Source organism: Muricoccus roseus, assembly GCF_900141905.1.
Classification (GTDB): domain Bacteria; phylum Pseudomonadota; class Alphaproteobacteria; order Acetobacterales; family Acetobacteraceae; genus Roseomonas; species Roseomonas rosea.
Map to the genome: position 1 here is coordinate 131,014 of NZ_FQZF01000004.1, position 23,351 is coordinate 154,364.

Annotated in this window: 25 protein-coding genes; 11 read left to right on the top strand and 14 right to left on the bottom strand. The window is 70.4% G+C overall.

Annotated elements, in window-relative coordinates:
* The first annotated feature begins 66 nt into the window (after positions 1-66).
* Positions 67-387 (top strand): HU family DNA-binding protein, encoded by a 321-nt coding sequence (locus BUB97_RS04340; RefSeq protein WP_073131879.1) that lies wholly within the window; start codon positions 67-69, stop codon positions 385-387.
* Between the two features lie 125 nt (positions 388-512).
* Positions 513-1,082, top strand: coding sequence for a DUF2161 family putative PD-(D/E)XK-type phosphodiesterase (locus tag BUB97_RS04345; protein ID WP_245818190.1), 570 nt, complete (start codon positions 513-515; stop codon positions 1,080-1,082).
* A gap of 334 nt (positions 1,083-1,416) precedes the next feature.
* Here BUB97_RS04345 and BUB97_RS04350 read toward each other — a convergent pair whose 3' ends face one another.
* The 14 genes from BUB97_RS04350 to ku form a co-directional block, all read right to left on the bottom strand.
* Complete coding sequence (locus tag BUB97_RS04350; RefSeq protein WP_073131884.1) at positions 1,417-1,980, bottom strand: HupE/UreJ family protein; 564 nt, start codon at positions 1,978-1,980, stop codon at positions 1,417-1,419.
* Positions 1,980-2,612, bottom strand: a complete 633-nt coding sequence (gene ureG / locus BUB97_RS04355) for an urease accessory protein UreG (protein WP_073131887.1) — start codon at positions 2,610-2,612, stop codon at positions 1,980-1,982. Before ureG ends, BUB97_RS04350 begins: the two co-directional genes overlap by 1 nt.
* Positions 2,609-3,319, bottom strand: coding sequence for an urease accessory protein UreF (locus tag BUB97_RS04360; protein WP_073131889.1), 711 nt, complete (start codon positions 3,317-3,319; stop codon positions 2,609-2,611). Before BUB97_RS04360 ends, ureG begins: the two co-directional genes overlap by 4 nt.
* On the bottom strand, positions 3,300-3,848 hold the full coding sequence (locus tag BUB97_RS04365) for an urease accessory protein UreE (protein WP_073131892.1): 549 nt from the start codon (positions 3,846-3,848) through the stop codon (positions 3,300-3,302). Before BUB97_RS04365 ends, BUB97_RS04360 begins: the two co-directional genes overlap by 20 nt.
* An 8-nt stretch (positions 3,849-3,856) precedes the next feature.
* A complete protein-coding gene (ureC, locus tag BUB97_RS04370; RefSeq protein WP_073131895.1) occupies positions 3,857-5,569 on the bottom strand; it encodes an urease subunit alpha in 1,713 nt (570 codons plus the stop codon).
* Between the two features lie 3 nt (positions 5,570-5,572).
* Positions 5,573-5,878, bottom strand: coding sequence for an urease subunit beta (locus tag BUB97_RS04375; protein ID WP_073131897.1), 306 nt, complete (start codon positions 5,876-5,878; stop codon positions 5,573-5,575).
* Positions 5,879-5,888: 10 nt separating this feature from the next.
* On the bottom strand, positions 5,889-6,191 hold the full coding sequence (locus tag BUB97_RS04380) for an urease subunit gamma (RefSeq protein WP_073131900.1): 303 nt from the start codon (positions 6,189-6,191) through the stop codon (positions 5,889-5,891).
* Between the two features lie 45 nt (positions 6,192-6,236).
* Positions 6,237-7,112 carry an urease accessory protein UreD gene (locus BUB97_RS04385; protein ID WP_086061898.1) on the bottom strand — a complete coding sequence of 292 codons (876 nt, stop codon included), beginning with the start codon at positions 7,110-7,112 and terminating at the stop codon, positions 6,237-6,239.
* A gap of 47 nt (positions 7,113-7,159) precedes the next feature.
* Positions 7,160-7,990, bottom strand: a complete 831-nt coding sequence (locus BUB97_RS04390; protein WP_073131903.1) for a hypothetical protein — start codon at positions 7,988-7,990, stop codon at positions 7,160-7,162.
* A gap of 140 nt (positions 7,991-8,130) precedes the next feature.
* The gene (locus BUB97_RS04395; protein ID WP_073132224.1) at positions 8,131-9,147 is read right to left on the bottom strand and encodes an MBL fold metallo-hydrolase; all 1,017 of its coding nucleotides are present in this window, start codon (positions 9,145-9,147) and stop codon (positions 8,131-8,133) included.
* 88 nt (positions 9,148-9,235) lie between these two features.
* Entirely contained in the window at positions 9,236-10,753 is a 1,518-nt protein-coding gene (gene adh, locus BUB97_RS04400) for an aldehyde dehydrogenase (RefSeq protein WP_073131905.1), read from the bottom strand.
* A 416-nt stretch (positions 10,754-11,169) separates the two neighbouring features.
* A complete protein-coding gene (locus tag BUB97_RS04405) occupies positions 11,170-12,129 on the bottom strand; it encodes a GAF domain-containing protein (protein ID WP_073131907.1) in 960 nt (319 codons plus the stop codon).
* Between the two features lie 19 nt (positions 12,130-12,148).
* Positions 12,149-14,101 (bottom strand): DNA ligase D, encoded by a 1,953-nt coding sequence (ligD, locus tag BUB97_RS04410; protein ID WP_073131910.1) that lies wholly within the window; start codon positions 14,099-14,101, stop codon positions 12,149-12,151.
* The gene (gene ku / locus BUB97_RS04415; RefSeq protein ID WP_073131913.1) at positions 14,082-14,978 is read right to left on the bottom strand and encodes a non-homologous end joining protein Ku; all 897 of its coding nucleotides are present in this window, start codon (positions 14,976-14,978) and stop codon (positions 14,082-14,084) included. The genes ligD and ku overlap by 20 nt, the downstream gene beginning before the upstream one ends.
* Positions 14,979-15,231: 253 nt before the next feature.
* On the opposite strand from ku, the gene BUB97_RS04420 reads away from it, so the two are divergent.
* The 9 genes from BUB97_RS04420 (at position 15,232) to BUB97_RS04460 (ending at position 23,202) form a co-directional block, all read left to right on the top strand.
* Positions 15,232-15,600, top strand: coding sequence for a hypothetical protein (locus tag BUB97_RS04420; protein WP_073131915.1), 369 nt, complete (start codon positions 15,232-15,234; stop codon positions 15,598-15,600).
* A gap of 146 nt (positions 15,601-15,746) precedes the next feature.
* Positions 15,747-17,447: an outer membrane protein assembly factor BamB family protein gene (locus tag BUB97_RS04425; RefSeq protein WP_175562555.1), complete on the top strand. Its 1,701-nt coding sequence runs from the start codon at positions 15,747-15,749 to the stop codon at positions 17,445-17,447.
* The gene (locus BUB97_RS04430; RefSeq protein ID WP_073131918.1) at positions 17,444-17,986 is read left to right on the top strand and encodes a c-type cytochrome; all 543 of its coding nucleotides are present in this window, start codon (positions 17,444-17,446) and stop codon (positions 17,984-17,986) included. Before BUB97_RS04425 ends, BUB97_RS04430 begins: the two co-directional genes overlap by 4 nt.
* The gene (gene coxB / locus BUB97_RS04435; protein WP_073131920.1) at positions 17,983-18,969 is read left to right on the top strand and encodes a cytochrome c oxidase subunit II; all 987 of its coding nucleotides are present in this window, start codon (positions 17,983-17,985) and stop codon (positions 18,967-18,969) included. The genes BUB97_RS04430 and coxB overlap by 4 nt, the downstream gene beginning before the upstream one ends.
* The gene (ctaD, locus tag BUB97_RS04440) at positions 18,966-20,879 is read left to right on the top strand and encodes a cytochrome c oxidase subunit I (RefSeq protein ID WP_073131923.1); all 1,914 of its coding nucleotides are present in this window, start codon (positions 18,966-18,968) and stop codon (positions 20,877-20,879) included. Before coxB ends, ctaD begins: the two co-directional genes overlap by 4 nt.
* Complete coding sequence (locus tag BUB97_RS04445; protein ID WP_073131926.1) at positions 20,876-21,478, top strand: cytochrome c oxidase subunit 3; 603 nt, start codon at positions 20,876-20,878, stop codon at positions 21,476-21,478. Before ctaD ends, BUB97_RS04445 begins: the two co-directional genes overlap by 4 nt.
* Positions 21,478-21,810 carry a hypothetical protein gene (locus tag BUB97_RS04450; protein WP_073131929.1) on the top strand — a complete coding sequence of 111 codons (333 nt, stop codon included), beginning with the start codon at positions 21,478-21,480 and terminating at the stop codon, positions 21,808-21,810. The genes BUB97_RS04445 and BUB97_RS04450 overlap by 1 nt, the downstream gene beginning before the upstream one ends.
* Positions 21,798-22,694 carry a cytochrome c oxidase assembly protein gene (locus BUB97_RS04455; protein WP_073131932.1) on the top strand — a complete coding sequence of 299 codons (897 nt, stop codon included), beginning with the start codon at positions 21,798-21,800 and terminating at the stop codon, positions 22,692-22,694. The genes BUB97_RS04450 and BUB97_RS04455 overlap by 13 nt, the downstream gene beginning before the upstream one ends.
* Positions 22,675-23,202 carry a c-type cytochrome gene (locus tag BUB97_RS04460; protein WP_245818191.1) on the top strand — a complete coding sequence of 176 codons (528 nt, stop codon included), beginning with the start codon at positions 22,675-22,677 and terminating at the stop codon, positions 23,200-23,202. Before BUB97_RS04455 ends, BUB97_RS04460 begins: the two co-directional genes overlap by 20 nt.
* Positions 23,203-23,351 lie beyond the last annotated feature (149 nt).

Consider the following 23,351-nt stretch of genomic DNA (forward strand, 5'->3'; position numbering starts at 1 on the left):
TTTCCATAGGGGATTCGGATCGGCCCTTCCGGGGGATCGTGATCCGGCTTGAGGAGAGGTGAGAGAGTGTCGAAGAAGTTCCTGACCGACGTCATCCAGCAGTCGTCCGAGATGACCGGCGTCGCCGCCGGCCGCTTGGCGGCCGAGATCATCGCGGCGATCAAGTCGGAGATCGTCGAGAACGGGCGCTTCTCCCTGCCTGATTTCGGCTCCTTCACCGTGCGCGAGACGCCGAAGCGCACCGCGCTGAACCCGCGCACGGGCGAGAAGGTGGCCGTGAAGGCCGGCGCCACCGTGAAGTTCAAGGCGAGCCCCTCGCTGAAGGCCGCAGCCTTCGCCGGCGCCAAGAAGGCCAAGCGCAAGGCCGCCAAGTCCAAGGGCGAGTAATTCCGGCGCCACGCTCCCTCCGGCGCGCCAAGGCCACGCCAAGGCGGGCCCGCGCGCCGGAGACGTCGCTCTACGAAGCGGTCAAGGCACATCTCGAATCCCTGGGCTACGAGGCCAAGGGAGAGGTGTGCGGCTGCGACATCGTCGCGCTGCGGCCGGGCGAGCCGCCTTTCCTCGTCATCACCGAACTGAAGATGAGCTTCACGCTCGACCTGCTGCTGCAAGGCGTGGACCGCCTGGCCGTCGCGGACGAGGTCTGGCTCGCCATCCGGGCATCGCGCCGCGGGCGCGACCGGGACCGGCGTGTCCATAAGCTGTGCCGTCTGCTCGGCTTCGGGCTGCTGGCGGTGGATGCGGCCGGGAAGCGGGTGGAGGTACTGGCGGAGCCAGCCGCCTACCGCCCGCGCCCCAACCCCAAGCGGCGTGCCCTGCTGCTGCGAGAGCACCGGAACCGCAAGGGCGACCCGAACCAGGGCGGTGCGTCCCGCACGCCGATCATGACGGCCTATCGCCAGCAGGCGCTCGCCTGCGCCGAAGCCCTGCGGGAAGGACCCGCGCCCGTGAAGCAGATACGGCTCGCGGCGCCCGATGCCGCGCGCATCCTGCAGCGCAATGTCTATGGATGGTTCGAGCGCGCGGAGCGCGGCGTGTACCGACTGACGGCGATCGGGATCGAGGCCTTGAAGGGGATGTGATCCCGTTCTGCGGAGGGGGTGGGGCAGGAAGAGAGGGCTCCGCCCTCACCCGCCAAGGGCCTGAGGCCCTTGGAACCCCGTCTGACTGCCGTGGATACGATGATCGAAGGGGTCTCTGGTTGAGGGTGTCTCTTCCTGCCTTTGCAGTCGCCTCGGGTCCATGACCCGAGGCGCACCGTCAGCCCCGTGATTCCAAACTCGAAGAAAAAGATGATGGTGAGGGGTCCGGGGAGAGGAAGAATTCCTTCTCCACTCCCCGGGACGAACCAACAGACCAGAACGAGCGCCCGGCGGCATGGAAAGGCTGGGGAGGAAGCGCTCCCCCGCCCCTCCGTCAGCCCTGCACGAGCAGGAAGAGACCGCCCAGTGCCATGGCCGCGCCCGCTGAACGGGCCAGTATGCGCGGGGCCGGCAGGCGCATCATTGCAAAGCCCGCCGCATGCAGCGCGGCTGTGGCGAGCAGGAAGCCGGTGGCATAGGCAACGACGCCGGAGCCGGCGAGCATCTCCGTGCCATGTGCATGCCCATGCGCGAGGCCGAAAAGCGCGGCGAGGGCGAGAGAGACGGCCAGAGGCGGCCGCGTGGCCAGCGCCACCACGGCGCCGAGCACGATCACCGAGGCAGCGATGCCTGCCTCCACCATGGGCAGCGCCACGCCCGCCGTGCCCAGGCCGAAGCCCAGTGTCAGGGCGGCGAGGAAGGCTGCGGGGAGGGCGAGGGCGGCGCGGCCGCCCAGCAGCCCGGCCCAGAGGCCCACTGCCACCATCGCCATCAGATGATCCGCACCGCCCAGCGGATGGGCGAAGCCGGCCGTGAAGCCCATCGCGTGATCCGCGCCCGTATGGGCGAGAGCCGGCAGCGGCAGCACGGCCAGGGCGGCAGGAAGCAGACGGCGCATCAGGCGGCACTCCCAAGGCGGCGGGCTTCGAGACCCCCGGATTGCAGGATGAACTCGGCGATCTCGGCCACGCCCTGGTTCTCCTTCAGGTTGGTGAAGAGGAAGGGGCGCTGCCCGCGCATCTTCTTCGAATCCCGGTCCATGACGCCGAGATCCGCGCCGACCAGCGGGGCGAGGTCGATCTTGTTGATCACCAGGAGGTCCGACCGCGTGATGCCCGGCCCGCCCTTGCGCGGGATCTTATCTCCGGCTGAGACGTCGATGACGTAGATCGTCAGGTCCGCCAGCTCCGGGGAGAAGGTGGCGGCCAGGTTGTCGCCGCCGCTCTCGATGAAGAGGATCTCCAGCCCGGGAAAGCGCTCGTTCATGTCCTGCACGGCGGCGAGGTTGATCGAGGCGTCCTCGCGGATCGCGGTGTGCGGGCAGCCGCCCGTTTCCACCCCCGTGATCCGCTCGGGCGCCAGCGCGCCGGAGCGGGTGAGGAATTCGGCGTCCTCGCGCGTGTAGATGTCGTTGGTAATGACCGCGATATCGTGCGTGTCGCGCAGATGCTTGCACAGCCGGTCGGTCAGCGCGGTCTTACCGGAGCCGACGGGGCCGCCGATGCCGACGCGGAAGGGGCCGTTACTCATGATCGGAAGAGCCTCGTGTATTGCGTCTCGTGGCGCATGGAGAAGAGATCGAGCACTGGTGCGGAGGTACCGACCTCGTCCAGCTCGGTGGTAAGGGCGGCCTCGGCCGCGGCCTGCACGGCGGGCAGCAGCGTGGCGGTGGCGATCTGGCCATCCGTCTGGCCCAGCGGGACCAGCCGCACGCCGGCGGACACCAGATTGGCCGCGAAGGCTCCCAGCCAGCTGAACAGCGCGGTCCGCAGCGGGATACCGCTCCAGCCCGCGGCGGCGCCGAAGGCCACGGGATGCACCAGCCGGCGCGGATGCCGCGCCATGAGGGCGGCGAAGCGCGGCTCCGGCCAGGCGGCGGCGGTGACAGAGGCGAAGGCGGCGCCCTGCGCGCTGCTTTCCAGCGCGGTTTCGGCGGTGCCGCGCCAGGCGGCGGCCAGCTCGGCCACCTCGTCCAGTGCCGCCGCGTCATCGGCCACGGCGGCACGCCAGCTGGCGGAGAGCAGCGGCCCGTCCACGGCGCCCGCGCCGCGGCCCAGCGCAGCCTCCACATAGGCGATCAGCCCGGCGCGGTTAGTCACCGCCCCATCCTCCACCGCCGTCTCCAGCCCATGGCTGTAGGTATAGGCGCCCACCGGATAGGCCGGCGATGTCCAGGCCAGCAGCCGGTAGAGGGCGGCGTCGCCCCCCTGGATGGGGTCAGTGATGGTGGTGGCCATGCCCGTGGTCGTGGCTATGGCCGTGATCGTGGTCGTGATTCCCGTGCTGCGGGCCGTGATGGTGCCCGGTCTGCCGGTTGTGCTCGCCATAGGCGCCGCCCTCCGGGTTGAAGGGCGCCTGCACCGCGCGCAGCGTGGCGCCGAGGCCGCGCAGCATGGCGGTGATCACGTGGTCGTCGCGGATCAGGATGCGATCCGCCCCGATCTCGGCCGGCAGGTGGCGGTTGCCGAGATGCCAGGCGAGGCGGGCGAAATGCGCGCGGTCCCCGGCGGTGATCTCCACCAGCGGCTCCGGCGCCGAGCGCACGGCGATGGTGCCGCCATCCTCCAGCACGAGCCCGTCTCCGTCATGGAGCACCGTGGCCTCCGGCAGGTCGAGCAGGAAGGCCATGCCGCCTTCCCCGGTGTAGCGGCGGCGGCGGCGGTGCCGGTCGTCGAAGTCGAGCGTGACGGTGTCGCGCGTCTCGGCGGTGTTCCATTGCCCGGCGGGCAGGACCTTCGTGGCGCGCGGCAGGGTGTCTTCGGTCATCTCAGGTCTCAGAACAGGAAGTAGCGCTGCGCCATGGGGAGCACCTTGGCGGGCTCGCAGACCAGCAGCTCGCCATCCGCGCGCACCTCATAGGTTTCGGCATCCACCTCGATGCGGGGGCAAAGGTCGTTCAGCACCATGTCGCGCTTCGAGATCCCGCCCCGCGTGTTGCGCACGGCAAGCAAGGGGCGTTCCAGCCAGAGCTTGTCGCCGATCCCGGCCTCCAGCGCCGCCTGGGAGGTGAAGGTGACGCCCACCGCCGGAAGCGCGCGGCCGAAGGCGCCGAACATGGGGCGATAATGCACGGGCTGGGGCGTGGGGATGGAGGCGTTGGGATCGCCCATCGGCGCCATGGCGATGGTGCCGCATTTCAGCACCATCTCCGGCTTCACGCCGAAGAAGGCCGGGGACCACATCACCAGGTCCGCCAGCTTGCCCACCTCCAGGCTGCCCACATGATCGGCGATGCCCTGAGAAATGGCTGGGTTGATCGTATACTTGGCGATGTAGCGGCGCGCGCGCAGGTTATCGTTATCGCCGCTCTCGCCGGGCAGGCGGCCGCGCTGCTGCTTCATCTTATGCGCGGTCTGCCAGGTGCGGATGATCACCTCGCCCACGCGCCCCATCGCCTGGCTGTCGGAGGACATCATGGAGATGGCGCCGAGGTCGTGCAGGATGTCCTCCGCCGCGATCGTCTCGCGCCGGATGCGGCTTTCGGCGAAGGCCACGTCCTCGGGGATGCGCGGGTCGAGGTGGTGGCACACCATGAGCATGTCGAGATGCTCGTCCAGCGTGTTCACCGTGTAGGGCATGGTGGGGTTGGTGGAGCTGGGCAGCACATTCGCCTCGCCCACCAGTCGCAGGATGTCCGGCGCATGGCCGCCGCCCGCGCCCTCTGTGTGGAAGGCCTGGATGGTGCGGCCGCCGATGGCGCGGATGGTGCTCTCGACGAAGCCGCTCTCGTTCAGCGTGTCCGTGTGGATGGCCACCTGCACGTCCATGGCGTCGGCCACGGCGAGGCAGTTGTCGATCGCCTTGGGCGTCGTGCCCCAGTCCTCGTGCAGCTTCATCCCAGCGGCGCCGGCCAGGATCTGCTCCTCCAGCCCCCGGGGCAGGGCGGCGTTGCCCTTGCCCAGGAAGCCGAGATTCATCGGGAAGCCCTCGGCCGCCTGCAGCATGCGGGCAAGATGGAAGGCGCCGGGTGTCGCGGTGGTGGCCAGCGTACCATGGGCCGGGCCGGTGCCGCCGCCGAACATGGTGGTCACGCCCGAGGCCAGGGCCTCCTCGATCTGCTGCGGGCAGATGAAGTGGATGTGGACGTCGATCCCGCCGGCGGTGAGGATGCGCCCCTCGCAGGCGATGATCTCCGTGCCCGGCCCGATGATGATATCCACGCCGGGCTGGGTGTCGGGGTTGCCCGCCTTGCCGATGGCCGCGATGCGGCCGTCGCGCAAGCCGATATCGGCCTTGTAGATGCCGGTGTGGTCGAGGATCAGCGCGTTGGTGATCACCGTATCCATCGCGCCGCCGTCGCGCCCGACCTGGGACTGGCCCATGCCGTCGCGGATCACCTTGCCGCCGCCGAACTTCACCTCCTCGCCATAGGTGGTGAGGTCGCGCTCCACCTCGATGATGAGGTCGGTATCCGCCAGCCGCACGCGGTCGCCCGTGGTGGGGCCGTACATGCCGGCATAGGCGGAGCGGGAGATGCGGGCGGGCATCGTCTAGAGCTTTCCTTCCACGTCGCCGCGGAAGCCGTGCACGATCCGTGCCCCGGCCAGGGGGATCAGCCGCACGGTGCGCGTCTGCCCGGGCTCGAAGCGCACCGCGGTGCCGGCCGCGATGTCCAGCCGCAGGCCCCGTGCCTTCTCCCGGTCGAAGGCCAGCTCGGGGTTGGTCTCGGCGAAATGGTAGTGGCTGCCGACCTGCACCGGACGGTCGCCTGTATTGGCCACCTCCAGCTCCGTCACGGGGCGGCCGGCATTCAGCTCGATCTCGCCCTCGGCCGGGAAAACCTCTCCGGGGATCATGCGCGCCTCCTCAGCGGATCGGCTGATGGACGGTGACGAGCTTCGTGCCGTCCGGGAAGGTCGCCTCCACCTGGATCTCGTGGATCATCTCGGCCACGCCCTCCATCACCTGTTCCCGGGTGAGGACGGTGGCGCCGTCCCGCATCAGCTCCGCCACGCTGCGGCCGTCCCGCGCGCCCTCCACCACGAAGTCGCTCACTAGTGCCACGGCTTCGGGATGGTTGAGCCGCACGCCCCGCTCCAGGCGCCGCCGGGCCACCTGCGCGGCCATGGCGATCAGCAGCTTGTCCTTCTCGCGCGGCGTCAGATGCATCGGTCGTTCCGGTTGGGGAGGGCTGGAAGTATGGCGGGCGCCGGCTCAACTGGTCCAGAGGCGGGGGAGGAGGGGGGGAAGGCCGAGCAGTGCCGCGCGTAACGAGGGGATGGCGGCGGCGAGAGCGGCGCGCACCGGGGCCGAGGGGCCGAGCCAGCGGATCAGCGCCACGCCCTCGCGCGGCAGGGTGGCGGCGCCGAGCGGGCCGGCGGCCTCGCGCAGGGCCGGAAGATGGGCGGTCGCGTCCGGGGCGGCGTAGAGAAGGGTGGCGAACGCCCCGGCGCCGCCGAAGCCGAAGCGGTCCGCCAGCGCCTCGCCGGGTTCGGCGAGGCGCAGCGCATCCGCCCAACGCAGCCGGCCGCCCACCCGCAGGCGCCAGGAATCATGCAGGCTTCCCTGCCGGAACTGTTCGCCCCGGGCCGTGCGGCCGAAAACGAGCATCTCCGCCGCGAGCAGCTTCGCATCGGGGGCAAGATCAACATCGAGCCGGCGGCGGAGCCGCGCGCCGTCGAACAGGATGGTCTCCTGCGGCAGCCATTCGAGCGTGGCGCCGGGCTCCGCATGCAGGGCGCTGTCGATGCGGGTTTCGGGACCGAGGGAGCGGTAGAGCTTCTCGGCCGCGGGGGTGCAGAGCGTGGCGGTGGTGGCGGCGCAGGCACGCGCCTCCACCCGCAGCCGGTCCCCACCTGCCAGCCCGCCCGCCGTATTCACGAGCGCGGCCAGCGGTGGCTCCCCCATCTCCGGTTGCGGGAAGAGCACGCGCAGCGGCGCGGATTGGTAGAGATGGCGTAGCACGCTCCGTTCGCCCCGGCGCTCGAAGCGCAACTCGGCGACGCCATCGGCCCGCTGATGGCGGACGGCGCCTTCCGAAGATGGCTGCGCGCGGGCGGGGGGGAGCGATTCGAAGAGGGCGGAGGTCACGGGTGCCAGCTATAGGGGCGGCCGCCATCCCGGGCCAACCGGGCCGCCTACTCCGCCAGCCCGAGCGCCCGCCGGGCGAAGACCCGGACTGGCGAGCGGAGATCATGCGGCACGAATTTCGCGGCGAAGATCTCGGGCGGCTCGGCTTCCAGCAGCGGGATGCTCTCGGGGCGCACTGTCTCCCGGTCCGCCAGGCCATAGGCGCGGCTGGAGCAGGTGGTCAGCACCGCGTGGCGCGTGCGCCGCAAGGCCCGGTTGCGCACGACGGCCGCCGTGACCGTGGGCAGCGCGTATTCCTCATAGGGGTAGTCGCCGCGCCAATGGTTCTCGTCCATCGGCCAGACCGCCATCATCTGCGCGAAGATCTCGGTCATCAGCCCGCGCGTAGCGAACATCCCCTCGTAGCGGGAGGTGTAGATGCAGCCGTCGCCGATCGTCTCCACGAAGCGCTGCAGCCGCCAGTCCTCCGACACCGGTCCCGCCCAGGCACTGCGGCTCTTCTCCGGGTGGAAGATGGCCGGCCGCGCGAAGCCGAGGTCATGCGCCCGGATATGCTCACCGAGACCGGGGCGGTACGGGATGTCGGATTCCGTGTGCAGATAGGCATGGCTGTATTCCATGCCGGCGCGCATAGCATGGAGCAGGTTGAGCACGTGGCAGGCCAGGAAGGTCGGCCGGCGCGAATGGAGATGGGTGGGGTTGATCGTCACATTGGCGGGCAGGTCGAGCGCCTGCAGCAGCCCCTCCCGGACCGCCTCGGCATTCACATGCAGGAGGTGGTGGCAGGCGGCTTCGCCGCCCATGGCCGCGTTGTAGAGCAGGATCTGCTCGCGGATCAGCTCCGGCTTGCGGTGGACGATGCCGCTGACGAGGATCATGGGGGCGTGGCCCTGGGCATGGCGGCGGGACGGGATCCGGAGCGGTCGATCAGGGACAGGATGGCCTTAGGGCCGGAGGCGTCGCAGTGTCGGATCGGATGGCGCGGGGTGCAAGATTGCCTTGCCCCTCTCCAGGCTGGTCAGGGGTCACCATGACCGGCGGCCTGTGCCACCTCGGCCAGCAGCCGCTCCTCCTCGCCGGCATAGCGTGGCGAGAAATGGAAGGGTTCGATCCGGCGCGCACCTGCCGCGCGGGCGATCTCCCCCGCGGCCCGGGTGGTCAGGTGCCGGCGGTCCAGGGCGATCTCGGCATCGGCCGCGGCGAAGGGGGCCTCGATGAAGAGGATGTCGGCGTCCCGGGCCAGGGCGATGGCGGCCGCGCGGTTGGCCGGAAGATCCGCGAAATCGGTCAGATACGCCAGGCGCTGCCCGGGCGTGACGCCGATCAGGCCGCGCAGCTGCCCGAGGGGCTGCACCGGCGCGCCAGGCGCCTCGCCGCGGCGCGCATAGATGGGGATCGGCTCGTCATCCGGGCGCCCCGCCATCACGGCGGCCTTCAGCGCGGAGAGCCAGGGGCCGGTCGGCAGGCCCTGCTCGGCCAGCCGGTTGCGCCACACATTCAGATGCGCCTCCTCCTCCAGGGCGAAGCCGAGGCAGGGCGTGCCATGGTCCAGCACGGCGGCCCGCAGGCGGAGCGGCCCGAGATGCAGCACCGTGCCATCCGGTGAGGCGGGCTGCGCCGGCATCGGCTCCGGCTGGAATCCGCCATGCAGGCGAAAGCGGGTGCGTGGCCAGGATCCGGCTGCCTGCACCTCCGTCACCTCGAAGGAGAGATCGGCAGGAATGCGGTTCGCGAGGTTCCAGGTATAGGCCTGCAGCCGGTGGAACAGCCGCTGCGCGAAGCCCGCGGGGCCGACGAGGCGAAGCCGCTTCTCCCGCCCGATCAGCAGGCGCAGCAACCGGTCGAAGCCGGCCCAATGGTCCATATGGGCGTGGGACACGGCCACCAGCCCCACCCGCAGGAGATGCCGGGGCGAGAGGCTGGAGAGGTCCCCGCAATCCAGCAAGACCGCATCCGGCAGATGCAGCGCCTCGACATAGACGCCGGGGTCGCCGGTGCGGCCGTTCAGGAGGCGCGGGTGGAGGCTCGGCCGCATGGCCCGGAGTGCCATGCCCGGGCGGCGCGGTCGAGCCCTCCGGCAGCGCCTGGGGAGGAATGCGAGACCCCCAGGCGCCACCGCGCTGTCAGAAGAAGCCCAGCTTCTTCGGGCTGTAGCTCACCAGCATGTTCTTGGTCTGCTGGTAGTGATCCAACATCATCCGGTGCGTCTCGCGCCCGACGCCGGACTGCTTGTAGCCGCCGAAGGCCGCATGGGCGGGATAGGCGTGGTAGCAATTAGTCCAGACGCGCCCGGCCTGGATGGAGCGGCCGAAGCGGTAGGCGCGGTTCACGTCGCGCGTCCACACGCCGGCCCCCAGGCCGTAAAGCGTGTCATTGGCGATCGCCAGCGCATCCTCGTCGTCCTTGAAGGTGGTGACGGAGACGACCGGCCCGAAGATCTCCTCCTGGAAGACCCGCATGCGGTTGTTGCCGCGGAAGACGGTGGGCTGCATGTAGAAGCCGCCCTGCAGCTCGCCCGGCAGGATGCTGCGCTCGCCGCCGATGAGGACCTCCGCGCCCTCCTGCCGGCCGATATCGATGTAGCCCAGGATCTTCTCCAGCTGCTCGCTGGAGGCCTGCGCGCCGATCATGGTGGAGGGATCGAGCGGGTCACCCTGCTTGACCTCGGCGACGCGCTTCAGCGCGCGTTCCATGAAGCGGTCATACAGGCTTTCATGGATCAGGGCGCGGCTGGGGCAGGTGCAGACCTCGCCCTGGTTGAGGGCAAACATGGTGAAGCCCTCCAGCGCCTTGTCCAGGAAGTCGTCATCCTCCGCCGCCACGTCGGAGAAGAAGATGTTGGGCGACTTGCCGCCCAGCTCCAGCGTCACGGGAATGAGGTTCTGGCTGGCATACTGCATGATGAGCCGGCCCGTCGTCGTCTCGCCGGTGAAGGCGATCTTGGCGATGCGCGGGCTGGTGGCGAGCGGCTTCCCGGCTTCCAGCCCGAAGCCGTTGACGATGTTCAGCACCCCCGGCGGCAGGATGTCGCCGATCAGATCGGCCCAGAGCATGATGGAGGCCGGGGTCTGCTCGGCGGGCTTCAGCACCACGCAATTGCCGGCGGCCAGCGCGGGCGCCAGCTTCCAGCAGGCCATCAGCAGCGGGAAGTTCCAGGGAATGATCTGCCCGACCACGCCCAGCGGTTCATGGAAGTGATAGGCGATGGTGTCGTGGTCGATCTCGCTCAGCGTGCCTTCCTGCGCGCGGATGCAGCTGGCGAAGTAGCGGAAATGGTCGATGGCCAGCGGCAGGTCGGCGGCGGTCGTCTCACGGATCGGCTTGCCGTTGTCCAGCGTCTCCGCCCGCGCCAGCAGGTCGAGATTGTCCTCCATCCGCTGGGCGATGGCGTTCAACAGCCGCGCGCGCTCGGCCGCATTGGTGCGGCCCCAGGCCTCGCGCGCGGCATGGGCGGCGTCCAGCGCGCGCTCGACATCCACCGCATCGGAGCGCGCGATCTCGCAGAGCACGCGCCCGTTGACGGGCGAGATGTTGGAGAAGACGCGGCCGCTCGCCGCCTCCACCCATTGCCCGCCGATGAAGTTGCCGTAGCGGCGCTTGAAGGGGGAATCCGCCACCTGCAGGCCGTCGATCTTGGTCATGCTTCCCTCCGTGCCTCCGTTCGTGGATGGCATCGGTGAGAGGCTGGCGCGGAGGCGGCGCGCCTGTCATCCATCCCACGGCGGATGCGCCCGGCGGCTGTCGCAGTTCTGCGACAGGCGGCGCCTCATGCAGGCCCGATGTGGTTGAGGTGAGGGCTCCGCCCTCGCCCGCCAAGGGCCTGAGGCCCTTGGAACCCCGTCTGACCGCCGTGGATACCCCGGATAGGTGGGGTCTCTGGTTGAGGGTGCTTCTTCCTGCCTTTGCCGTCGCCTGAGGTTTCAGACCTCAGGCGCACCGTCAGTTGAGTGATTCCAAACTCGAAAAAGAAGATGATGGAGAGGGGGCCGGGGAGAGGAAGAATTCCTTCTTTCTCTCCCCGGGGACAAACCAACAGCCCAGAACGAAAGCCACCCCATCAGTGCGCCACGCGCAGCCCCAGCCGGTGGAGCTTGCGGTGCAGCGTGGCGCGGCTGATGCCCAGCGCCTCGGCTGCCGCGGAGACATTGCCCCCGGCGCGGGCGAGCGCGCGCTGCACGGCGCCACGCTCGGCCTGCAGCAGGTCGGCCGCAGGGGCATCGGCGCCCAGGAGGTCCGCGGCGGGCAGGGGGCGGCGCAGCCGTTCCGGCGTGATGCCCAGCGCCTGGCGCGCCGCCCGGGTGGCGCCGATCACGAGGTCGTCGGCATCGATCGCCAGGAGCGCGCCGGCGGCGCGGTCATCGGCCAGCACCACGCGGGCGCGGGGGAAGGCCTGGCGGAAATGCCGTTCCTCGATGCGCCGTGCCGCCTCCAGCGTCGCGGCCGCGATGAGCCCGGTCACCGCCTCGGTCAGGTCGGCCCGGCAGGAGGAGACATCGAGCGCGGCGGCGAGCAGCCCCTCATGGTCGAAGATGGGCACGGTGGTGCAGGAGAGGTCGGCGTTGCGGGTGTGGAAGTGCTGGTCGCGATGCACGGTCAGGGGCCGCTGCTCGGCGAGGCAGGTGCCGATGCCGTTCGTGCCCTCGGCCTCCTCGCTCCAGACCGTGCCGGTCCACAACCCCCATTGGCGGAACTGGGCATCGTCGCCGCAGAGCCCGCGGCGCTCCATGGGCACGCCGTGCCGGTCGGTGAGCATGACGCAGCAGCCGATCCCGCCCACGGCCTGGAACAGGCGCTCCATCGCGGGCTGGGCCAGGCGGATCATCGGCTCCATCCGTTCCCGCGCCAGGCGCAGCTCGGTGGAGGAAAGGGTTCGGGGCGGGCAGTGGTTCTCGGGGTCCAGCCCGTAGAGCGTCATGGAACGGCGCCAGGAGGCCGCGATGGCGGAACGCGCCGCCATGCCGTCCTCCAACGCGGCGCGGATCTGCTCGGCATGCGGGCGGGGACTGGTCCCGGCCATGTTTCCTCCGCTCGGCGGGTTATGGCCCTGCTCGATGGGAGGGGAGGCTAGCACGGCGTGTCCGGCCGGAGGGAAGGGGAGATTCCGCCGCGGGCAGGGGGCGCGCGGCGGCCTCATACCCCGCCCAGGGATCGGCGCGGCGCAGCCGGGCCGGGGCCGTGGCGATGGTGAAGGCGCGCGGGTCCAGCCGGGCCGTCACCTCCCGCCAGGAGAGGGGGACGGAGACGGTGGCGCCGGCCCGCGCACGGGGAGACCAGGCGGCGACGGCCGTGCCCTGCCGCTCGTTGCGGAGGTAGTCGAGGAAGATGCGCCCGGCCCGGGCGCGCTTGGCGAGGGCGGTGGTGTAGCGGTCCGGCGCCTCCCGCGCGATCGCCTCGCAGAAGGCGCGGCAGAAGGCCTTCGCCTCCGGCCATTCCGCGCGGGGGATGATGGGCACCACCACATGCAGCCCCTTGCCGCCGGTGGTCTTGGGGAAGCCGGTCAGGCCCAGCGCGGCCAGCCGGTCGCGTATGAGCCGCGCGGCTTCGATCACCCGGGCGAAGGGCAGGCCCTCCTCCGGGTCGAGGTCGAAGACCAGGCGATCCGGGCGCTCCGGGTCCTCTGCATGTGAGCCCCAGGGGTGCAACTCCACCACCCCGGCCTGCGCCAGGGCGACGAGGCCCGGCGCGTCCTCCACCGCCAGATAGGGCTTCGCCTCCCCGGCGATGGGGACCCGGCGCAGCAGGGCGGAGGTGCCGGCGCCCGCGTGGCGCTGGTGGAAATGCTGGCCCGTGATGCCGTCCGGCGCGCGCAGCAGGGTGAGGGGCCGCCCTCCGGCATAGGCGAGGAGCGGTTCGGCCACTGCCGCCAGATACTCGGCCAGGGCCCGCTTGGTGATACCCTCCTCCGGCCAGAGAGGCTTGTCCGGATGGCTGAGCGCCACGCCCGCGACGGAGGACTGGGCGCGCGAACGCACCAGGGCGGGCGCGGGCGGCTCGACCTCCCCGGCCGGCTTGTCCTCCCGCAGCGCGCGGAAGCTGGCCTGCCGGAGCATCCCGTCGCCGGTGAAGCCGGCATAGGCGATGTCGGCCACCAGGCGCGGTTCCACCCAGCGGGCTTCGCCACCCCCGGCTCCCTTCGCGAAGGGCGAGCGCGGCCGCCGCAGCGGAGCGAGGCGCTGCGCGAGCAGGGCCTCCTTCGCGCCCGAGATGCCGGAGCCCACGCGGCCGAGATAGACGAGCGCCCCATCCCGCCATGCACCGAGGAGCAGGCTGAGCGAGCCCTTCGCGCCGGTGGCGAAGCCGCCGATGACGAACTCGTCCGAGCCCCGGCATTTCGTCTTCACCCAGGCCTCGCCCCGGCCGGAGCGATAGGATGCGTCGAGGCGCTTGGAGACGATCCCCTCGAGCCCGAGGCGGCAGGCGGAGTGCAGCACCGCATCGCCCGCCGCCTCGAAATGATCGACGAAGAGCGTGTTGCGCGGCGGTTGCGCCAGCAGGCGGCGGAGCGCCGCCTTGCGCTCGCCCAGGGGCTGGCCGCGCCGGTCGATGCCGCCCTCGGACAGGAGATCGAACGCATAGTAGCGCAGCGTGCCGGTGCGCCCCGCATCCAGCGCGGCCTGCAGCGCTGGGAAGTCCGGCTGGCCCTCCGCATCCAGCGCCACCAGCTCGCCATCCAGCACCGCATCCGGCAGACGCGCCAGCGCCGCCGTCGTTTCGGGGAAGCGGCTCGTCCAGTCATGGCCGTTGCGCGTGAACAGCCTGGCCCGGCCGCCCCGGATCAATGCCTGGATGCGGTAGCCGTCCAGCTTCATCTCATGCACCCAGCCCGGGCCTTGCGGCGGCTGCTGCGCCACGGCGCAGAGCTGGGGCGCGATGAAGGACGGATCGGCGGGAACCGGCGCCGGGCGCGGGGTGCCGCGCCGTGCCCAGCGGGACCGCGCGCGCGGCGTGTCCCGCTCCGGCCGGCCAGCGTCAGCCGGCGCGGGCTGCACGGCGCTTGGGCGCGGGCGCCTTCTTCGGCGCGGCCTTCTCCGGCGCGGCCTTTTCGGGCGCGCGACGGGCGGGAGCCTTGGCGGAGGCCTTGGGCGGTTCGCCCTTCAGGCTGCGCTTCAGCGCCTCCATCAGGTCGATCACGTTGCTCTCCTTCGGCGCCTCGGCACGGCGCTTCGGCTTCGTGCTGCCGCCCTTGGCCTCGACGATCTCGCGCACGGCATCCTCGTAGCGGTCGCGGAACTCCTCCGGGTCGAAGGGGCCGGCGGTCTGCGCGATGATCTGCTTCGCGATCTCCACCATCTGCGGCGTCACCTTCGCATCCGGGATGGCGCCGAGCGTCTCGCTGTCGGATCGCACCTCGTCATGCGAGCGCAGCGTGCTCACCAGCATGCCGTTCTGGCGCACCTCAATCGCGACCTGCCGCTCGCGGTTGGCCATCACCACCTTGCCCAGGCCGATGCGCTTCTGCCCCGCCATCGCCTCCCGGATCACCGCGAAGGGTTCCGCCGCCGTCTTGCCGGAGGGCACCATGTAATAGGGCTGGTCCCAGTAGAGCCGGTCGATCTCGTCCGCCGCCACGAAGCGTTCGATGTCGATCACCTTCGTGCTCTCGAGCTTGATGCCCTTCAGCTCCTCCTCGCTAACGATGATGTATTCGCCCTTCGACACCTCGAAGCCGCGGACGAGCTGGCGGCGGTCCACCAGCTTGCCGATCTCGGGATCACACCACTTCTGCTTCACCCGGTTGTGCGTGTCGGGGTTCAGAAGATGGAAGTGCACCGAATCCGGCGGCTCCCCCACCGCCTTGTGAAGGGCGACGGGGCAGGTGACGAGGGACAGGCGAAGATGGCCCTCCCAGGTTGGGCGAGCAGGCATGACGGCATCCCCAGGCGACTGATCCTTCCGCTCAACGAAGGATGTCGGCGGCAGTTTTTCGAAGGAAATCCGAATCTTAGCGGTTCGGCATGACGTCCTCGGGAGAGTCATTCCCGCCAGCCTGCTAGCGGCTGGACCTGCGTTCCCGTGTGAAGTTCCGGCTGGAAACCTTGATTCGCCAGCGAAAGCGCCCGGCGCGTTGAATCCTTCGCGGAGCCCCGGCGTTACCCTGTCTTCAACGCGGATGCCGGCGATGACTCAACCGGGCGGCAAGAAGCTCGAGGATCTGCTGGACCGGGTCGAGCGGATGGTGGCGGAGGCGGGTTGGCGCATCGCCGCGCCCTGTGCCTTCTTCCCGTCACCCGGCGGCGGTGTCACCTCGCTTGCACTGCCCGCAAGCCGCACGGAAATGGAACGCGAGGCGCTCGCCGCCATCGTGCTGCATCATATGTTGGAGATCGGCGCCGATTGCTGCGCGATCATCGTCCCCGCATTGCGGGAGGCCAACCTCTTCCTGCTCGACGGGCACAGGATAGGGCGAGATGGCGTGCATTCCCTTCGGCGGCGGCTGCTCGCGCCCCGATCCCCGGCCGGGACATCCTCCTTCCGTCTCTCGGCCTGAACCTTCCCGCGGGATGACAATCCGGACGGAGATCGTCTGAGCTCGCGCGGCTCCGGCAACTTTGTAGCTGCTCCTCGCTTGCTGTGCCCGATGGGACACGCGGGCGGGTGGGGCCGCTGCATCGGATGAAAAGACTGAGCCGGGTCATGCGGCCCCTCCTCCGGGCGGGCGTCGCCGTGGTGCTCATGGCGATGGTGCTGCCGATGGCGGCGCCATGCGCGCAGGAGGCCGCGCGCGACAGAATCACGCCGGCGAATGTCGCGACGCTGAGGCCAGTCCTCACGCTGCGGACCGGCAGCGCCCAGCCGCATCTCGCCGCGCCCGTGGCCGCGGATGGCCTCCTCTTCGTCCTCACCCCCTTTCCGCATCACCTGCTCGCGCTGGACCCCGCCTCGCCGACGGCGCCGCTGCGTTGGCGTCATGTTCCCGAGGCGGACGGACGCGCCGCTGGCCAAGCCTGTTGCGGCGCGTCGGGCGGCGTCACCGCCGCCGGAAACCGGTTGTTCCTCGCGACCCTGGATGGGCGCCTGACCGCGCTGGAGCCTGCCACGGGCTCGGTGCTCTGGGACTCGCGCGCTGCCGATCCCGGGGCGGGGGAAACCCTCGGCGCGGCCCCCCTGGTGGTGGGTGACCGGCTCTTCCTCGGCAATGCCGGCGACGATTTCGGCGTGCGCGGCTGGATCGGGGCGTGGGAGGCGCCGACGGGTCGGCCCCTCTGGCGGCGCTACACCACCGGGCCGGATTCCGATGTGGGGATCGGCCCGGATTTCCGGCCGCACCATCACGCAGATCAGGGCCGCGACCTCGGGCAGGCCAGCTGGCCGCCTTCCGCCTGGCGTCAGGGTGGCGGCGGCGTCACCGGCCCGATCCTGTGGGATCCCACCCTGGGCCTGCTCTTCCACGGCACCGGCCATGCGGCGCCATGGAACCCGGCCCGCCGGCCGGGCGACAACAAATGGACGGCCGGTCTCTTCGCCCGCGACCCGGAAACCGGCATGGCCCGGTGGTTCGACAGCATCAGCCCGCATGACCCGCATGCGCTCGGCAGCGCGACGGCCAATGCGCTGGTGGAGCTGTCCTGGCAGGGCCGGCCGCGGCGGCTGCTGATCCATCCCGATCCGAATGGCCGGGTCTATCTCCTCGACCCGGCGAGCGGAGAGATGCTCTCCGCCGAGCCCTTCGCTCCGGTGAACTCGACCACGGGCGTCGATCTCGCCAACGGCCGTCCGCAGTGGAACGGAGCGAAACTCCTTGATGCCAACGGCATCCTGCGGGAGGTGTGCCCCGGCCGTCCGGGCGCGGTGGGCGGCGAGCCGGATTTCTCCCGCGACACGGGGCTGTTCTACATCCCGGCCAGCCTGCTCTGCATGGATATCGAGTTCCGCGATGCCGCCTATATCCGCGGCACGGGTTATACCGGCGCGAACATCCGCCTCGGCACGGCGCCCGGTGCGCCCCGCGGGGCGCTGGTGGCCTGGGACGTGGCGGCGGCGCGGGCCGCTTGGCGTGTGGAGGAGCCGTTTCCCCTCGGCGGCGGCGCGCTGGCCACCGCGGGCGGGCTGGTCTTCTACGGAACGCGCGACGGCGCGCTGAAGGCCGTGGATGCACGCAGCGGGCAGCTCTTGTGGCGCTTCGACCTCGGCACGGGCGCGGTCAGCCGGCCCGTGGGCTTCCTCGGGCGCGATGGCCGGCCCTACCTCGCGATCCTCGCCGGGGATGGGCGCGGGGCCGGGCGGGAGATCGACCCGCGCGACGCCAGTGCCGATTCCGGCCTGGCCCACGCCCTGCGCGGCCTGCCGCCGCCGCGCGAGGCGGGCGGCGTCCTCTACGTCTTCGGCCTGCCATGAAGCCCTGGCACGCCGCGCTCCTGAGCCTTCTGCTGCTGGCCGGCTGTAAGCGGGAAACGCGGCAGGCACGGCTGGATCCGGCCGTGGCAGAGGCGATGGACAGCGTGGCCACGCTGCCGATCGGCATCAATGGCCGTCCGCCGCCCGTGCTGCTGGCCATGGGCGAGCCGTATCGGTCGAATGCCTATCAGCTCTCCCAGGGGAAGCGGCTCTATGCCTGGTTCAACTGCCAGGGCTGCCATACCGATGGCGGCGGTGGCTCCGCGCCCGCGCTGATGGATGGCTGGTGGCGCTATGGTCCCGATGCCGTCTCCATCTTCCTGTCGATTCGCGACGGACGCCCGAACGGCATGCCGGCTTTCAGGGAGCGCCTGACCACGGAGCAGATCTGGCAACTCACCGGCTATTTGCAGAGCCTGGGCGCGACATCGTCCACCGCTGCCACGCCCGGCCGCAACGATTCCATGCAGACCCGCCCGGGGGAGAACCGCGTGCCTTCGATGTCCCGCCTGCCCTCTCCCCATGAGGGCGGGCCGTGAAGCGCGCATCGCGATTGCTCCCGCTCCTGCTTGCCGGCTGCTCAGGCTGGCAGTCGGCCCTGGACCCGCGGGGGCCCTCCGCGCAGGACCTGCACGGCCTGTTCTGGCTTTTCACCATCACCTGCACGGTCATCTGGCTGGCGGTGATGCTCGTCCTGCTCGCCGCGCTGCTGCGGCGCCCGCCCGCCACGAAGGGCGCGGCGGAGGCGGCCGGGCGGCGTTCCGCGCGCGTGGTGGGCGGCGCGGTGGCGGCCACGGTCCTGGTCGTCGCCGGGCTGACCTTCGCGAGCTATCTCGCCACGCGGGCCATCTCCTCCGACCAGCCGGAGGCGCTGGTGATCCGCTTGCGCGGCTACCAGTGGTGGTGGGAGGTGACCTACCCGCATGAACAGCCGGACCAGACCCTGCTGACCGCCAACGAGATCCACATCCCCACCGGCCGCCCGGTGCGGATCGAGCTGGCGGCGGCCGATGTGATCCATTCCTTCTGGGTGCCCAACCTCACCGGCAAGCAGGACATGATCCCGGGCCGCAGCAACAGCCTCGTCTTCACGGCGGAGAAGCCCGGCACCTATCGCGCCCAATGCGCGGAGTTCTGCGGGCTGCAGCACGCACATATGGCGCTGCATGTCGTGGCCGAGCCGCCGGAGGCCTTTGAGCGCTGGCGCACCGCCCAGCTCGCCGAGGCCCCGGCGCCCGAAGACGCCGAGGAGGAGGAGGGCCGTCGCGTTCTGGAGAGCAAGGCCTGCGCCGCCTGCCACACGGTGCGCGGCACCGAGGCGGCCGGGAATCTGGGCCCCGACCTCACCCATGTCGCCAGCCGGCGCTTCATCGCGGCCGGCATGCTTCCCACCACCCGCGGCAGCCTCGCCGCCTGGGTGGCCGATCCGCAATCCATCAAGCCCGGCAACAACATGCCCATGGTGTCCCTCACAGCGGACGAGCTTCAGGCCGTCTCCGCCTATCTGACGAGGCTGCGGTGAGCGAGGCGCTGGAGCAGCGCGACCTGCGCGACACCGCGCTGGACGAGGTGCTGCTGGAGTCGCGCCTGGCCCGGACCTGGCACACGCCGCCGGGCTGGGTGGGCTTCTTCACCACCGTGGACCACAAGCGCATCGCGGTGCGCTACATCGTCACCGCCTTCGCCTTCCTTCTCCTCGGCGGCGTGCTGGCGCTGCTCATGCGCCTGCAGCTCTCGCGGCCGGAAGCGGGGCTGATCGGGCCGGACCTCTACAACCAGATCTTCACGGTCCACGGCTCGACCATGATGTTCCTCTTCGCCGTGCCGGTGATGGAGGCCGTGGGCGTGCTGCTGGTGCCGCTGATGCTGGGCACGCGCAACATCGCCTTCCCCCGGCTCAACGCCTTCTCCTACTGGATCTATCTCGCGGGCGGCCTCGTGCTCTGGGTCGCCTTCGTGCTGGATGTGGGGCCGGATGTGGGCTGGTTCGCCTATGTGCCGCTCTCCGGCCCCCAATACTCGGCCGGAAAGCGCGCGGATATCTGGGCGCAGATGATCACCTTCACCGAGATCGCGGCGCTGGCGATAGCCGTGGAAATCGTGGTGACGGTGCTGAAGCAGCGGGCGCCCGGCATGTCGCTGGACCGGATCCCGCTCTTCGTCTGGGCGATGTTCGTCACCTCCTTCGTGGTGATCCTTGCCATGCCGGCGGTGGTGGTGGCCAGCACGGCGCTGATCCTGGACCGTCTGGTGGGCACGCATTTCTTCAACCCGGCGGAAGGCGGGGATGCGCTGCTCTGGCAGCACCTGTTCTGGTTCTTCGGCCATCCGGAGGTCTACATCATCTTCCTGCCGGCGGTGGGGATGATCTCCTCCATCCTGCCCACCTTCGTGCGGCGCCCCATCTTCGGCTACCTGCCCCTGGTGCTGGCGCTGATCGGCACCGGCATCCTCGCCTTCGGCCTCTGGGTGCACCACATGTTCACCACGGGCCTGCCACGGGTGGGGGAGAGCTTCTTCACCGCCTCCTCCATGGCCATCGCCGTTCCCTCGGGGGTGCAGATCTTCTGCTGGCTGGCGACGATCTGGCTGGGCCGTCCGGTCTGGCGCGTGCCCTTCCTCTACATCCTGGCCTTCTTCTTCACCTTCGTCCTCGGCGGGTTGACGGGGGTGATGGTCGCCTCCGTGCCGCTCGACACCCAGGTGCATGACACCTACTTCGTCGTGGCGCATTTCCACTACGTGCTCGTGGGGGGCGCGGTCTTCCCGCTGCTAGCCGCCGTCACCTACTGGTTTTCGAAGATGACGGGGCGGATGATGAGCGAGAGGCTGGGGCGCTGGTCCGTCGCGCTGCTCTTCATCGGCTTCAACTTCACCTTCTTCCCCATGCACATCCTGGGGCTGCAGGGAATGCCCCGGCGCATCTACACCTACCAGGCGGACCTACCCTGGGGCGGGATGAACTTGTTCGTCAGCCTCTGCTCCCTGGCCCTCGCGGCCGGCTTCCTGCTGTTCGTCTGGAATGCGCTGCGCAGCGCGCGGGCCGGCGAGGCGGCGGGGGACAATCCCTGGGGGGCGGCGACGCTGGAATGGGCTACATCCTCCCCGCCGCCGCCCTACAACTTCACCCGCATTCCCGTGGTGCGCAGCGCCAATCCGCTCTGGGATGATGGCGGCGCCCTGCCCGTCGCCTCCGGGCTGAGCGTGAACCGGCGCGAGCTTCTCATCACCACCACGGCCGAGGCGCGGCCGGAGGCGCGCGAGACCTCGCCGCGCGACTCCGCCTGGCCATTCTGGGCGGCCATCGCGACGACGATCATGCTCGTCTGCTCCATCTTCACCCCCTGGGCGGTCGTCTGGGGCTCCATCCCCGTGGCGGTGACCCTGGTCGGCTGGTTCTGGCCGCGCGGAACGCCGGAGGACGACTCGTGAAGCCCCGGATCGTCGCCGACCTCTCGCACCTGCCACTCCATGGCGCGGGCAGCGCCAGCCTCACCTGGTGGGGTACGCTGGCTTTCATGCTCATCGAGGGGACGGGCTTCGCGCTGGGCGTCGGGGTCTACCTCTACCTCGCCAGCCTCGCGCCCGAGTGGCCGCTGGGGGCGGCGGCGCCCGATCCGCTCTGGGGCACGCTGATCACCGCCGCCCTGGTGATCAGCGTGGTGCCGAATATGCTCGTATCCCGCTGGGCGGCGGCGCATGACCTGCGCAAGGTCCGCATCGGGCTGATCGTGATGACGGTGCTCGGGATCGTCCCGCTGGTGCTGCGCGTCTATGAGTTTGGCGCGCTCAACGTCTCCTGGGACAGCAATGCCTATGGCTCGATCGTCTGGGTGCTGCTCGGGCTGCACACCACGCATCTCATCACCGACGTGGCGGACACGGTCGTGCTCCTGGCCGTGATGTTCACCCGCCATGGCGACAACAAGCGCCGCTATGGCGACGTGCAGGACAACGCGCTGTACTGGAACTTCGTCACGCTCACCTGGTTGCCCGTCTATGCCTGCCTCTACGGGCTTGCGAGGCTGTGATGGCGGAGAATACCAGGCTCTTTCCCCTGTCCGGCTGGGCCGGCTATGTCATCGGGCCGGCGGCCTGGGCCGTGAACACGCAACTCGGGCAGATCCTGCCCTATGTGGAATGCGGGGCCTCCTTCCGCCCGGGCCTGTTCCTCTCCGGGCTGGGGGTGCTGCTTTCGCTGGCGGGGGCATGGCTGTCCTACCGTGTGTCCGGCATGCGGCTGCGCGGCAGCGGCATGCCCGGCTTCGTCGCCTCCATCGGCGCGCTGCTGGGGTGCCTCGTCGCCTTCGCCATGATGCTCCAGACCCTCTCGATGGTGATGGTGAGCGGATGCGCGCGCTAGCGGCGGCCCTCCCGCTCCTGCTCCTCGCGGGCGGCGCCCTGGCGCATGGGGGCGAGCACCACGACCATGCCGCGAGTTGGACCTTCGACCCCTGGGTGCTGGCCCCGCTGCTCCTCTCCCTGCTGCTCTATCTCGGCGGCACGCTGCGGCTGTGGCGGCGGGCCGGTGCCGGGCGCGGCATCCGCTTCAGCCAGGTGGGTTTCTACCTGGCGGGGTGGCTCTTCATGGCCGGAGCATTGCTCTCGCCGCTGCACTGGTTCGGCGAACGGGTCTTCACGCTCCACATGATCGAGCATGAGATCGTCATGGCCGTCGCCGCACCGCTCCTGGTGCTGGCGCGCCCCGCCGGCGCATTGGCCTGGGCGCTCCCCCCCGCGGCGCGGCGCGCCATGGGGCGGCTGGGACGCCGGCCGGCAATGTGGGCGATCTGGGCTGCGCTGACCGCGCCGATCTTCGCCACCATCGCGCATGGTGTCGCAATCTGGGCCTGGCACATCCCCGCGCTGTTCGATGCGGCGGTGGTGGATGTCCTGCTGCACCGGCTGCAGCATCTGAGCTTCATCGTCACCGCGCTGCTCTTCTGGTGGGCCTTGCTGCGGCGCTGTTCGGCGGGCTCGGCCGCGCTGCATCTCTTCGTCACCATGATGCACACCGGCATCCTGGGCGCGTTGATGGCACTGGCTCCCCGCGTTCTCTACCACACCCAAACGGCCGGGGCCGGAATCTGGGGCTTGACGCCGATGGAGGACCAGCAACTGGCCGGGCTGGTCATGTGGATTCCGGCGGGCACGGTCTATGCTGGCGCGATGCTCGCCTTCCTCGCATCCTGGATCAGCCGGACGGGGCAGGGCAGGGGGGGAGAGCATGCCGTTCCCGCGCCCTAGGATCGCCTGGCGCCTGTTCGCAGCCGGGCTGCTCGGCTGGGCGGCCTGGCGTGCGGGGCGCGGCGCGGCCCCACCGCCGCAACAAGCAGCCCTCCCCCGTCCCACGCCGGCAGGGCGTCGCGCCCTTCTGATCGGCCTGGCCGCCCTGGTCCTGCTCGGCGGGGCGGGCGGCGCCGCCTGGCTGCTGGCGCAGAGGCATGAGAAGGACCGCATCGCCCGAGCCCTGACCGGCGGCGACCCCTCCCGCGCGCCTGCCCTGATGATCCGCTACGGCTGCGGCGGCTGCCACGCCATTCCCGGCGTGCCCGGCGCGGATGGCCGCGCGGCGGCGCCGCTGAGCGGGCTGCGGGAGCGCGTCTATGTCGGCGGCGTCGCGCGCAACTCGGCCGAAAGCCTGATCGCCTGGATCGTCGATCCGCGCGCCCTCTCGCCCCGCTCGGCCATGCCGCGGACCGGCATCACCGAGTCGGAGGCGCGGGACGTGGCGGCCTATCTCTACGCCCGTTGATGGGTTTCGCCGGGTGTTTGAGCTGTTGGTTTGTCCCGGGGAGAGGAAGAAGGAATTCTTCCGCTCCCCGGACCCCTCACCATCATCTTTTGCTTCGAGTTTAGAAGCACTCGGCTGCCGGTGCGCCTAAGGTCGATGACCTCAGGCGC

Coding starts and splice junctions, on each gene's coding strand:
- BUB97_RS04455 (WP_073131932.1), top strand. CDS start 21,798: ATGCGCGCGCTAGCGGCGGCCCTCCCGCTCCTGCTCCTCGCGGGCGGC.
- BUB97_RS04450 (WP_073131929.1), top strand. CDS start 21,478: ATGGCGGAGAATACCAGGCTCTTTCCCCTGTCCGGCTGGGCCGGCTAT.
- BUB97_RS04395 (WP_073132224.1), bottom strand. CDS start 9,147: ATGCGGCCGAGCCTCCACCCGCGCCTCCTGAACGGCCGCACCGGCGAC.
- BUB97_RS04425 (WP_175562555.1), top strand. CDS start 15,747: ATGCGGCCCCTCCTCCGGGCGGGCGTCGCCGTGGTGCTCATGGCGATG.
- BUB97_RS04350 (WP_073131884.1), bottom strand. CDS start 1,980: ATGCGCCGTCTGCTTCCTGCCGCCCTGGCCGTGCTGCCGCTGCCGGCT.
- ureG (WP_073131887.1), bottom strand. CDS start 2,612: ATGAGTAACGGCCCCTTCCGCGTCGGCATCGGCGGCCCCGTCGGCTCC.
- BUB97_RS04430 (WP_073131918.1), top strand. CDS start 17,444: ATGAAGCCCTGGCACGCCGCGCTCCTGAGCCTTCTGCTGCTGGCCGGC.
- ureC (WP_073131895.1), bottom strand. CDS start 5,569: ATGCCCGCCCGCATCTCCCGCTCCGCCTATGCCGGCATGTACGGCCCC.
- BUB97_RS04380 (WP_073131900.1), bottom strand. CDS start 6,191: ATGCATCTGACGCCGCGCGAGAAGGACAAGCTGCTGATCGCCATGGCC.
- BUB97_RS04365 (WP_073131892.1), bottom strand. CDS start 3,848: ATGACCGAAGACACCCTGCCGCGCGCCACGAAGGTCCTGCCCGCCGGG.
- BUB97_RS04390 (WP_073131903.1), bottom strand. CDS start 7,990: ATGATCCTCGTCAGCGGCATCGTCCACCGCAAGCCGGAGCTGATCCGC.
- BUB97_RS04420 (WP_073131915.1), top strand. CDS start 15,232: ATGACTCAACCGGGCGGCAAGAAGCTCGAGGATCTGCTGGACCGGGTC.
- adh (WP_073131905.1), bottom strand. CDS start 10,753: ATGACCAAGATCGACGGCCTGCAGGTGGCGGATTCCCCCTTCAAGCGC.
- BUB97_RS04405 (WP_073131907.1), bottom strand. CDS start 12,129: ATGGCCGGGACCAGTCCCCGCCCGCATGCCGAGCAGATCCGCGCCGCG.
- BUB97_RS04375 (WP_073131897.1), bottom strand. CDS start 5,878: ATGATCCCCGGAGAGGTTTTCCCGGCCGAGGGCGAGATCGAGCTGAAT.
- ku (WP_073131913.1), bottom strand. CDS start 14,978: ATGCCTGCTCGCCCAACCTGGGAGGGCCATCTTCGCCTGTCCCTCGTC.
- BUB97_RS04360 (WP_073131889.1), bottom strand. CDS start 3,319: ATGGCCACCACCATCACTGACCCCATCCAGGGGGGCGACGCCGCCCTC.
- BUB97_RS04460 (WP_245818191.1), top strand. CDS start 22,675: ATGCCGTTCCCGCGCCCTAGGATCGCCTGGCGCCTGTTCGCAGCCGGG.